Raw genomic sequence first — 11,910 nt, 5'->3', positions numbered from 1 at the left:
TCCTTGCCGGCCTTCTCGGCCAGTTGCTTGAGCTTGATCGCCGTCGACAGACCAGCCGGGCCGGCTCCGACGATCACGACGTCGTATTCCATCGACTCGCGCGGGCCGAACTGCTCAAGGATTTCCTGGGGCGTCATCGTTGTTCCTTCTGTGGGACGTCTGTAAGGGGACTCGGGGCAGACCGCGATTCTAGTGACACTCCTCGACAGGGGGACGGCGCCATGCGGTCGCCGCGTATTCTCTCAGAAAAAGCACGATCGTTCGATTTATTTCAGGCCTTGCTGTGGGGGATGCAACGCGGCCCGGCCTGGGGCGCGTCGCCGGGGCGGTGCGTGCTAAGGTCTGTGTTCATCAAACCGGCCGTGCGCATGGCGCCGCACCGAGGAGCCCTACATGAGTTACACCCTTGACCTGTCCGGCCGTGTGGCCCTGATCACCGGCGCATCCAGCGGCCTGGGCACCCAGTTCGCTTACACCCTGTCCAAAGCCGGCGCAGCCGTGGTGCTGGCCGGCCGGCGCGTCGAACGGCTCAAGACGCTGCGCTCCGAGATCGAGTCGTATGGCGGCGATGCCCACGTTGTCGGGTTGGACGTGACCGACGTGTCGAGCATCCGCTCGGCGGTGGCGCACGCAGAGACCGAAGTCGGCCCCATCGACATCCTGATCAACAACTCCGGGGTCAGCACGACAGAACGCCTGGTCGACGTGACCGAAGACAGCTATGACTATGTCTTCGACACCAATACCCGCGGTGCCTTCTTCGTGGCTCAGGAAGTCGCCAAGCGCATGCTGGCGAGGGCCAAAGGGTCTGCGCCAGGCACCTACACCGGCGGGCGCATCGTCAACATCGCTTCGGCCGCGGGCCTGCGTACGCTGCCGCAAATCGGCGTGTACTGCATGAGCAAGGCCGCCGTGATCCACATGACCAAGGTGATGGCCGCCGAGTGGGGCCGGTTCGGCATCACCACCAACGCCATCTGTCCGGGCTACATCGACACCGAGATCAACCACCATCACTGGCAGACCGAGTCGGGCCAGAAGCTGATCAACATGCTGCCCCGCAAGCGCGTGGGGCAGCCGCGTGATCTCGACGCGTTGCTGGTGATGCTGTGCGCAGCGGAAAGCGATTTCATCAACGGCGCCGTCATCTCTGCAGACGACGGGATGGCCGCAGCCTGACGCCCGGTCGCTCGGCGCCCCTTGAAAGGTGACCGGGCCGTCCGCACCTCCATGGCACCTCGGCCCTCGGGCCGCTTTCCGTGATCAGCCATGCGCCTTGATATTCCAGAACACAAAATCCTTGTCCACGAAGTGCGTCTGCCCATCCTGTGGGGGGACATGGACGTGCTGGGGCATGTCAACAACACCGTGTACTTCCGGTACATGGAGCAGGCCCGGGTGTCCTGGATCCAGGCCATCAGCGGCACCGTTCAATCCGACACCGAAGGCCCGGTGATCGCCAACACCTTCTGCAACTTCTATCGCCCGCTGGTCTACCCGGGCGACGTGGTGGTGAAGCTGTACGTCGGGTCGCCGGGGCGCACCAGCATCGACACCTATGTGACGATCGAGCGCGAAGACGAGCCAGGCGCCCCGTATGCGGCGGGTGGTGCCACGCTGGTGTGGGTGAGCATGAAAGACGGTCGGCCGCTGCCTTTGCCGGCTCCCATCCGGGCGCTGGAGGGGCAGGCGCCTGCCTTGCCCGGTAACGAGCCACCGCCAGCCCTGCCGCCGCGTTAAGTCATTCCGCCAGTGGCGTAAAGCGGGGCAACGCGCGGCCGTCTGCACGGCGCCACACCGGCTCTGCACCCCTTCCTGTCAGGCGCCCCGTTGCGAAACGGAGCGCCTTTTTTATGGCGTGGGCAGTGGATTTCAAGCCGTCATCCGGTGTACGCTTTCCATGCTGCACCGCAGCGGACAACCCCCTTTGCCAAGGAGTGTGTGGATGAACAAGGTCTATCCCGACGCCGCCAGTGCGCTGGCTGGGATTGTGAAAGATGGTCAGTTGCTGGCCGTCGGTGGCTTCGGCCTGTGCGGCATCCCTGAAGCGCTGATCGACGCCCTGCAGGCGTCCGGTGTGAAGGACCTGACCGTGATCTCGAACAACGCCGGGGTCGACGGGTTCGGTCTGGGCAAGCTGCTCAACACGCGGCAGATCAAGAAGATGATCTCCAGCTACGTGGGCGAGAACAAGGAGTTCGAGCGGCAATACCTGGCCGGCGAACTCGAGTTGGAGTTCACCCCGCAAGGTACGCTGGCCGAGAAGCTGCGCGCCGGTGGCGCCGGCATCCCGGCCTTCTTCACCAAGACGGGCGTGGGCACCATCGTGGCCGAGGGCAAGGAAACCCGCGAGTTCGACGGTGAGACCTATGTGATGGAACGTGCCCTGGTGCCCGATGTGGCGCTGGTCAAGGCGTGGAAGGCCGACAAGAGCGGCAACCTGATCTTCCGTCGCACCGCACGCAACTTCAACCCGGCTGCCGCCATGGCCGGCAAGCTCACCGTGGTCGAAGTGGAAGAGATTGTCGAGACCGGCACCTTCGATCCGGATGCCATCCACCTGCCTGGCATTTATGTGCACCGCATTGTGCTGAATGCCACGCCCGAAAAGCGCATCGAGAAGCGCACCACCCAACAGAACCCGAAGGGAGCCTGAGCCATGCCCTGGACCCATGACGAAATGGCCGCCCGCGCCGCCAAGGAACTGCAGGACGGCTTCTACGTGAACCTGGGCATCGGCCTGCCGACGCTGGTGGCCAACCACGTGGCGCCTGGCATCGACGTGTGGCTGCAAAGCGAAAACGGCATGCTGGGCATCGGCCCTTTCCCGGATGAGAGCGAGGTCGATGCCGACCTGATCAACGCCGGCAAGCAGACCGTCACGACGCTGCCCGGCAGTTCGATCTTCGGCAGCCACGAGAGCTTTGCCATGATCCGCGGCGGCAAGATCAACCTGTCCATCCTGGGCGCCATGCAGGTGTCGGACAAGGGCGACCTGGCCAACTGGATGATCCCGGGCAAGATGGTCAAGGGCATGGGCGGTGCCATGGACCTGGTGGCCGGTGTGGCGCGTGTGGTGGTGCTGATGGAGCACAGCGCCAAGAACGGCGAGCACAAGCTGCTGCAGCAGTGCACGCTGCCGCTGACGGGCGTGGGCGTGGTGGACCGTGTGATCACCGAGCTGTGCGTGCTGGATGTGACGCCCAAGGGCTTTGTGTGCGTGGAGTTGGCGCCGGGGGTGACGGAGGAAGAGATCCGCACCAAGACCGGGGCACATGTGGAGTTTGCGCTGCAGCCTGCTTGAAGCGGGATGGTCTGAGCGGAAGAGGCCGCCCCAAGGGGCGGCCTTTTTCATTTCTGCTCCGGCTGCCTGTCACCATGGCGGTGTTCACCGCTGTCGCTGGCCAGCCCATGGCGTTCGGCCCTGGTCCGGCCGCGGGTCAATCTTTGATCGCCAGGCTCACCCCCTGAGCCCCCCGCCTGCGACAATCCCCCGATGAACTGGCTGACCTGGGCCCTGCTGGCCGTGAATCTGCTTGTGTTGCTGTGGCTGGTGCTGCGCCCGCAACCCGACCCGACCGAGGCCTTGCAGCAGCGGCTGGATGACCTGGCCGATGCCCACCACCGGGTGGCCGAGTCCCTTGAGCGCACGCTGCGCGACGACGTGGCGCGCACTGCTGCCCTGACGCGGCAGGAACTCGGCCTGACGCTGGGTCAGCTGCAGCAGACCCTGGTGCAGCAGCAGGGCGAGACCGCACGCACGCACAACGAACAGATGGCCCGGCTGCACCAGACGGTCGAGCAGCGCCTGCAATCGCTGCAGGCCGACAACGAGCGCAAGCTGGAGCAGATGCGCCAGACGGTCGATGAAAAGCTGCACGCCACGTTGGAGGCGCGCCTGGGCGAGCGCTTCCGCGAGGTGGCGGAGCGGCTGGAGCAGGTGCACAAGGGCTTGGGCGAAATGCAGCGCCTGGCCAGTGACGTCGGCTCGCTCAGTCGCGTGCTCAGCAACGTCAAGACCCGAGGGGTGTTCGGCGAGGTGCAACTCGCCGCACTGCTGGAGCAGGTGTTCACGCCCGACCAGTACGCCGCCAACGTCGAGACCGTGCCGGGCAGCGGTGCCCGGGTCGAGTTCGCCATCCGGCTGCCAGGGCAGGGCGGGGCAGGCAGCGCACCACTGTGGCTGCCCATCGACGCGAAATTCCCCCGCGAAGACCACGAGCGCCTGCTCGATGCCCATGAGCGGGCCGACGCAGCCGGGGTCGAGGCCGCTGGCAAGGCGCTCGAGCAGCGGCTGCGCCTGGAGGCGCGCACCATCCGCGAGAAGTACCTGGCCGCGCCTTACACGGCCGATTTCGGCATCCTCTTTCTCCCCACCGAAGGCCTGTATGCCGAGGCTTTGCGCCGGCCCGGCCTGGTGGAATCGCTGCAGCGCGAGCAGCGTGTGATGCTGGCCGGCCCCACCACGCTGCTGGCCACGCTCACCAGCCTGCAGATGGGCTTCCGCACCTTGGCGCTTGAGCGGCGCTCTTCCGAGGTGTGGCAGGTGTTGGGGGCGGTGAAGACCGAGTTCGGCAAGTTCGGCGATGTGCTGGCTCGCACCCGGAAGAAGCTGGAAGAGGCCAGCAACAGCATTTCGTCGGTCGAGACCCGCACGCGGGTCATGGGCCGCGCCCTCAAGGAGGTCGAGTCCCTGCCTGACGAGCAGACCCAGGAGCGGCTCGGCCTGGCCGCCGCGGACGAGTTGTGGCGCCCATCAGGCCCGCAGGCGATGGCCACGGAGCCTCTGCCCGACGCCCTGAAATGATGAGACCGCGCGTCAGCGCGGGCAGCCCATGGCCTTGGCCCGTGCGGCCTGCAGGGCCAGCGTCTCTGCCGAGGGCTGGTGCTCCGGGCGCGTCGGCCAGCCTTGCAGGTGCTGCTGCACGATGCCGGAGAGCGCCCGAATCCAGTCGGGCCGGTCGTTCAAGCAGGGGATGTACTGCAGTTCTTGTCCCCCGTTGCCCAGAAAGACCTGCTTGCCTTCCATGGCGATTTCTTCCAGCGTCTCGATGCAGTCGGCCACGAAAGCCGGGCACACGACGTCGACCTTTTTCACGCCGTCCTTGGCCAGTTTGATCAGGGTGGGCTCGGTGTAGGGCTCCAGCCACTTCGCGCGGCCGAAGCGGCTCTGGAAGGTCACGATGTACTGGTCTTGCGTCAGGCCCAGCTTTTCGGCCAGCAGGCGCCCGGTCTTGTGACATTCACAGTGGTAAGGGTCTCCCAGATGCAGCGTGCGCTCGGGCATGCCGTGGAAGCTCATCACCAGGCGCTCACCCCGGCCGTGGGTGTGCCAGTGCGCTCGCACGCTGGCGGCCAGGGCGTCGATGTAGGCCGGGTCGTCGTGGAAGTGGTTGACGTGGCGCAGCTCGGGCAGCAGGCGCGTCTGGCGGCCCCAGGCAAACACCTCGTCCATCACGCTGGCGGTGGTGGCACCCGAGTACTGTGGGTACAGTGGCACCACGAGCACGCGGGTCACGCCTTCGGCCTTCATCGCATCCAGCTGGCTGGCCACCGAGGGCTGGCCGTAGCGCATGGCGTGCCGCACCGTCACGTGGTGCCCGGCTTCGCCCAGAAAGCCCTGCAGCAGCTTCGTCTGTTTCTCGGTCCACACCCGCAGCGGAGACCCTTCTGGCGTCCAGATGCTGGCGTACTTGGCGGCCGACTTGGCGGGGCGCACCCGCAGGATGATGCCGTGCAGGATCGGCATCCAGACCGCTCTTGGGATCTCGACGACCCGGGGGTCGCTCAGGAACTGGCCCAGGTAGCGCCGGAGGGCCGACGGTGTGGGCGACTCGGGGGTTCCGAGGTTGACGAGAAGGACGCCCGTGCGCGGGGGCTGGCCGTGGGTGTAAGGGGGTTCTTTGGCAACGCTCATGGCGTGCCATTGTCGCGCTGTCGGGCCAGGTCGCGCAGCGTTGTGGTCACTTCGACGATGTTGATGGGCTTGGTCCAGTAGCCGGTAAAGCCCGCAGCCTCGGCGCGGGCCACGTCTTCGGGCATGGCGTCCGCCGAGCACATGTAGGCTGGTGCAGATTCGAGACCCGGTACCTGGCGCAGCGCGCGCAGCACCTCGAACCCGGACATGCCGGGCAGGTGGGCGTCCAGCACGAGCACCTGAGGCTGGACGTCCCGCGCCAGCTCGAGCGCCATGGGCCCGTCTTCGGCGACGAAGAGAGCCAGGTCTGCGTAAGGACGCAGCGCCTCTTCGAACAGCATGGCGTTGATGCGGTTGTCTTCGACGTACATGACGCGCAGCGGGGCCACGGGGGCGGCGGCGGAAACATCGTGCTGAGGCTGGGCCAGTTCAGGCATATCCGGTAGGCTGTCTGTCGCCGGCGGCGGAGCGGCCGGTCGGGCCGCATCCCGGGCCCGAGGGAGAACGATGGTCACGCTGGTGCCGCAGCCGGGTTGGCTCGTGATGTCGAGCTGCCCCCCCATGGCTTCGACCAGCGATCTGGTGATGATAAGCCCGAGCCCCGTACCTTCGATGGCCCCGGTTTCTCGGCCGAGTCGTTCGAAGGGCTGGAAAAGCCGCGCAAGCTGCGGCGCGCTCATGCCCGGCCCTGTGTCCTGAATCCTGAGCGCAACCTGGTCTGCTCCGTGCTCAACGACCGAAAAGCACACCTGACCGCCGCGCTGGTTGTACTTGATGGCGTTGGACCCCACGTTCATCACGACTTGGCGCAGGCGTTGTGGATCGGCGACAACACACCATGCAGCGGGCATGTCGCACTGCAGTACCACGTCTTCACGGGCGGCCAGGGGCATCAGCATGGCAGCGCACTGCGAGACCTCGTCGCGCAGCGAAATCGGCTCGCTGCGCAAGCTCAGCACGCCAGCTTCGACCTGCTGCAGGTCGAGCACGTCGTTGACCAGTCCCATGAGGTGCTGGCTGGCGTGCAGGATCTGGCGCACGTAGGTCCGGGGTGCTTCGGGCGCCCCCGACTGCCGCAGCTGCAAGCCCAGTAACTGCGCAAACCCCTGGACGGCATTGAGCGGGGTGCGGATTTCGTGGCTCATTCGGGACAGAAACTCGCTCTTGGCCGCGCTGGCCGCTTCCGCCGCGTGCTTGTCACGCATGGCGCGTTCGGCTTGCTTGAAGAGAGTGATGTCGGAGTGCGTACCGACCAGGCGGGTGGGGCTGCCGTCCGGCCCGCGACTCACCACCTTGCCCCTTGAGAGGATCCAGACGTCGTGGCCCTGCTTGTGGCGCATCCGGAACTCGTTCTTGTAGACCCCATCGCCGTGAGTCAGATAACGGGAGAAAGCCTCCTGCACGCGGGGAAGGTCGTCGGGATGGATGCGGTCCAGCAGCAGGGTCAACTCATCCTGGATGTCGTCGTCCTCGCAGCCGATCAGGTGCTTCCATTGCGAAGAGAAATACAGGCGCCGTGCCCGGATGTCCCAGTCCCACACACCGTCTCCGGCACCGTCCAGGGCGAACTTCCATCGCTCTTCGCTGGATGCCAGTTCCTGCACGGCGCGCCGCTCCTCGGTGATGTCGCGGAAAGTGAACATCACGGCAAAGGGGGTAGCCAAGGTGTCGACCTTGAGCGCGTGCAGGTTCAGCCGCAGCCACAGGACCTGACCATCACGCCGTCGAACGGGCATTTCCCGGTCGATGATTCTGGCGCCCTGGCTTACCACCTCGGCCATGGGCCAGACCTGGAACGGCAGGACGGTTTCCAGGTCATCGGCCAGCACGGTCAAGGGAAGATCCGCGATCGACTGGAGTGCACGCGCATCGTCCTGGCTGATGCCGGTGATGCGGCTGGCAGCCGGGTTGAAGGCAACGATGCGCCCCTGTACGTCGCAGATCATCAGCCCGTCGCTGATGGCGTCTGCGACGGATCGGTAGAGTTCCTCGCTCACGCGCAACTTGTCGGCGGCGACCTGGCGCTCGGTGATGTCGCGCGCCAGGAACAGCATCTGACCGTTGGGCATGGGATTCATGCGTGCCTCAAAGCGCCGCAGCACGCCATCGGGCGTGGTCACGTCGTATTCGACGACCTGGGCCTGGCTGGTGCGCCGGGCCTCGTGCATGGCCCCACGCAGGAGCGCCGCAAGCTCGGGAGGCAGGGCGGTGTCGATCGGCCGTCCTCGCAACTCCTCGAAGGGGCGCAGCAGCATGGGGTGGCTGGCGTGCGCATCAACATAGCGTCCCTGCTCGTCGAACACCAGCCACAGGTCGGGCAGCGCTTCCAGAACCGCAGACAGTCGGGCCTCTGTCTCCAGCAGGGCCTGCTGCTTTTCCTTCAGCATCTCGGCATTGCGCTTGTGCTCGGAGATGTCCATGGCGAAGTGCACCACGCGCCCATCGGCCAGCCGCTGATCCCGCACCAGCAGCCATCGGTCACGGAAGTTCACCTCCACCGCGTGTGGCGTGTCAGCCAGGCTGAGCCGCCAGGCAACGCAGGCGCCCTCGTCGTGTTGCCACTCGGGATAGGCCCCCAGACGCCACAGCCGCCGGATCGTGTTAGGCCAGTCCGGGTCCTCTGCCTGCCAGGCCGGCGACACGTTGCGCCGCCAGCGGGTGTTGGCCAGTTCGATGCGCCCCTGCGGCGAGCTGATCATCACGCCGACCTCCAGCGACTCGATGGCCGAGCGCAACAGGATGTCGGCGCTCCGCGCCTGTTGCTCGGCCGCTATCTGGCGAGTCACGTCGCGGCTGGCACCGCGGTAGCCTCGGAAACGGCCATCCGTGTCGAAGTAGGGGGTCCCACTGATGCTGACGGTGATGCGTCCCCGCGGGGTGACGCGGTCGGCAATGGCGTCGGTGAACGGCGCGCGCCGCAAGATGGCTTCCTGCAGCCGTTGCCATGACCCCTGCGTGTCGTCTTCTCGCGGTTGGTACAGGTGTTCGACGCGCAGCCCGATCTCGCTGGCCGGATCCAGCCCGGTGTGCTGAACCAGCGACGCGGAGACCCACTGGATGGTGCCTCGTGAGTCGGTCTCCCAGAGCCAGTCCTGTCCGGCCAGGCTCGCCATGCGGAAACGGGCCTCCATCAGGCGCGCACGGCCTTCCCCGACATGGGCCTGGACATGGGCGGTGACCGAAGCGGCCAGATCGAGCAAGGTGGCGCGGTCGGATGTTGACCACGCGCGCGGTACCCGGTCCATCGCGCACACAGAGCCCATCACCATCCCGTCGACCGACACCGGGATGCTGGCATAGGCGCGCCATCCGTGCAGCGACGTCAGCTCGGCGAAGTCTGCGGCATCCGACAGGGACTCGAGCCACTGCTCTCCACTGCTTGCTGTCAGAGCACCGCATGGCAATGCTGCGCGCGGCGTCTGCCTCAGCGCGAGGCCGTGGCGCCCGACGAACCAGACCTGGTGTTGATCGATCAGTGTGACTGCCACGGTGGGGCAGTGCATGGCCTTGCCAGCGAGGCGGCACAGACCGTCCAGCACGGGGCCAAGGGCGTGCCCGACCTCCAGAAGGCCGCTGGTTTTCAACAGATGGAGCCGAGTGGTCTCGGCCAGTGGAACTGCCTGGGGATGGGACATCGATGGGTGCGGGCGTGAAAAAACCCCCACAGCACTCTAGCCCATTGCGGCGTGTCCGTGCCTTCGCGTCAGTACTGAGGCAGGGTGTCCGAAAAGCTAAGGACGTCGAATCGGATCTGGGTGCTGGTCGGGTCGGTGGGCGGCGCGCCAAGGCAGATCACGCCGCTGCCGTGCAGTGTGCAGGTGCCACGCCTCAGCGTGAGCATCTGTTCATCGCCGTCGAATCGGACATGGGTGCCGTTGTAGCTCAGGTCGCTGAGGTAGAGATGCCCGCTGTGGGACTCGATGCGTGCGTGCGAGCGCGACACCCGCGAGTCGCCCACGCAGAAGCTGGCCTGCGGACTGCGCCCGATGACGACGGGCATGTTGCTCGTGGAGAAGACCCGTTCGGTGGACAGCCACATCAGCCGGATGCCGTCTGGCATGTCGGTCTCCGGGCCTTCCATGATCATGGTCGACACCGTGTCACCGAAGCGCAGGCTTTCCATGCGCAACACGGGCACCGGGTCCTTGCGGCCGCGCAGGTAAAGCTTGTCGATGCTGCGGAAGCGCTCCTGCTGGTCGCTGGGCAGTTCACGCAGCAGCTGACCTGTGGTCAGGGTTTCGTTGTCGCCCGCGAGATCCAGCAGCCGAGCGGCCACGTTGACCGCATCGCCAAAGCAGTCGCCGGCCACTTCGACCGTCTCGCCCCAGGCCAGGGCCACCTTCAATTTGATGGCCGGCGCCTTGTCACGCTGCCCTTCGTTGAGCGGCACGATGCGTTCCAGGGAGTCGTGGAGGCTGGCTGCAGCTTCCACGGCGCGCTCGGCGTCGTCGAACGCGGCCATCAGGCCGTCGCCAAGCGTCTTGACCACGCGTCCGCCGCCCTTGGCAATGATCTGTCCAAGCATGGCCAGGCTGTGCGTGATCACGGTGGCCGCCTCCGAATTGCCCAGCTTCAGGTACAAGGCCGTGCTGCCGCGCAGGTCGGCAAACAGAATGGCTCTATCCCGGGTGGAATCCATGGCGTTGATGGGCGGTGCGATCCGGCTGTCGGTGTGGTGCTGACTCAGGCGGCATTATGCGACCCAGCAACGAAAAACCCGGCCTGAGAGCCGGGTCGCGTCGCGGGAAAACCGCAGCCAAGCTGCCGCTCACGCGGCAGTCCTGCGCTTCATCAAAGGTTGTCCAGGTAGGTGCGGAGCTTGTCTGAACGAGACGGGTGCTTGAGCTTGCGGATGGCCTTCGCCTCGATCTGGCGAATGCGTTCGCGGGTGACGTCGAACTGCTTGCCGACCTCTTCCAGCGTGTGGTCGGTCGACATCTCGATGCCGAAGCGCATGCGCAGCACCTTGGCTTCGCGCGGGGTGAGGCTGTCGAGGATGTCCTTGACCACATCGCGCAGGCCGGCCTGCATGGCGGCTTCGATCGGCGCGGTGTTGTTGGTGTCCTCGATGAAGTCGCCCAGGTGGCTGTCGTCGTCGTCCCCGATGGGCGTTTCCATCGAGATCGGCTCCTTGGCGATCTTCATGATCTTGCGGATCTTGTCCTCCGGCATCTCCATCTTGGCGGCCAGCGTCGGTGCATCGGGTTCGAAGCCGAATTCCTGCAGGTGCTGACGCGAGATGCGGTTCATCTTGTTGATCGTTTCGATCATGTGAACCGGGATGCGGATGGTGCGGGCCTGGTCCGCGATCGAGCGCGTGATGGCCTGACGGATCCACCACGTGGCGTAGGTCGAGAACTTGTAGCCGCGGCGGTATTCGAACTTGTCGACCGCCTTCATCAGGCCGATGTTGCCTTCCTGGATCAGGTCCAGGAACTGCAGGCCGCGGTTGGTGTACTTCTTCGCAATCGAGATCACCAGACGCAGGTTGGCCTCGATCATTTCCTTCTTGGCATCGCGCGAGGCCTTTTCGCCCTCGTTCATGCGCTTGTTGATCGACTTCAGGTCTTCGATGGGCACGACGGCCTTGGCCTGCAGGTCGATCAGCTTCTGCTGCAGTTCCTGAATGGCCGGCAGCTGACGACCCATCACTGCGCTGTGGTTCTTGCCGGCTTGCGATTCCTGCACCGCCCAGTCGAGGTTCAGCATGTTGGGGGGGAACACCTTGATGAAGTGCTCCTGCGGCATGCCGCACTTGTCGACCACGATCTTGCGCAGTTCACGCTCATAGCGGCGGATGTCGTCGACCTGGGCGCGCAGCACGTCGCACAGGCGTTCGATGATCTTGACCGTGAAGCGGATGGTCATCAGCTCCTGGCTGATGGCTTCCTGGGCCTTGTTGTACGGGGCAGACTTGTAGCCGTCCTTCTCGAAGGACTTCGCCATCTTCTCGAAGTTGGCGCGCAGGGAGTCGAACTTGGCCAGCGCCTGGT

At 65.6% G+C, this 11,910-nt stretch carries 9 protein-coding genes; 5 read left to right on the top strand and 4 right to left on the bottom strand.

Annotated elements, in window-relative coordinates; translation table 11 throughout:
* Nucleotides 1–393 precede the first annotated feature (393 nt).
* The 5 genes from QZ709_RS12655 (at nt 394) to rmuC (ending at nt 4,807) form a co-directional block, all read left to right on the top strand.
* Nucleotides 394–1,179 (top strand): SDR family oxidoreductase, encoded by a 786-nt coding sequence (locus QZ709_RS12655; RefSeq protein ID WP_294637659.1) that lies wholly within the window; start codon nt 394–396, stop codon nt 1,177–1,179.
* Nucleotides 1,180–1,269: 90 nt separating this feature from the next.
* Entirely contained in the window at nt 1,270–1,740 is a 471-nt protein-coding gene (locus tag QZ709_RS12650; protein ID WP_294637658.1) for a thioesterase family protein, read from the top strand.
* Between the two features lie 205 nt (nt 1,741–1,945).
* Entirely contained in the window at nt 1,946–2,656 is a 711-nt protein-coding gene (locus QZ709_RS12645; RefSeq protein WP_294637657.1) for a CoA transferase subunit A, read from the top strand.
* 3 nt (nt 2,657–2,659) lie between these two features.
* A complete protein-coding gene (locus tag QZ709_RS12640; protein WP_294637656.1) occupies nt 2,660–3,304 on the top strand; it encodes a CoA transferase subunit B in 645 nt (214 codons plus the stop codon).
* A 192-nt stretch (nt 3,305–3,496) separates the two neighbouring features.
* Entirely contained in the window at nt 3,497–4,807 is a 1,311-nt protein-coding gene (gene rmuC / locus QZ709_RS12635) for a DNA recombination protein RmuC (RefSeq protein WP_294637655.1), read from the top strand.
* A 12-nt stretch (nt 4,808–4,819) separates the two neighbouring features.
* Here the strand turns inward: rmuC and hemH are convergent, their stop codons facing one another.
* The 4 genes from hemH to rpoD form a co-directional block, all read right to left on the bottom strand.
* Nucleotides 4,820–5,917, bottom strand: coding sequence for a ferrochelatase (gene hemH, locus QZ709_RS12630; RefSeq protein ID WP_294637654.1), 1,098 nt, complete (start codon nt 5,915–5,917; stop codon nt 4,820–4,822).
* On the bottom strand, nt 5,914–9,552 hold the full coding sequence (locus QZ709_RS12625; protein ID WP_294637653.1) for a PAS domain S-box protein: 3,639 nt from the start codon (nt 9,550–9,552) through the stop codon (nt 5,914–5,916). The genes hemH and QZ709_RS12625 overlap by 4 nt, the downstream gene beginning before the upstream one ends.
* Nucleotides 9,553–9,620: 68 nt before the next feature.
* Nucleotides 9,621–10,556, bottom strand: coding sequence for an adenylate/guanylate cyclase domain-containing protein (locus tag QZ709_RS12620; protein WP_294637652.1), 936 nt, complete (start codon nt 10,554–10,556; stop codon nt 9,621–9,623).
* Between the two features lie 152 nt (nt 10,557–10,708).
* Nucleotides 10,709–11,910, bottom strand: a 1,202-nt coding sequence (rpoD, locus tag QZ709_RS12615; RefSeq protein WP_294637651.1) for an RNA polymerase sigma factor RpoD, incomplete at its 5' end; no start/stop codon positions are given.

Source organism: uncultured Aquabacterium sp. (assembly GCF_913773725.1).
GTDB lineage: Bacteria > Pseudomonadota > Gammaproteobacteria > Burkholderiales > Burkholderiaceae_C > Aquabacterium.
The sequence above is the reverse complement of the archived record's forward strand: the minus strand, read 5'-3'. Positions and strand labels throughout refer to the sequence as shown.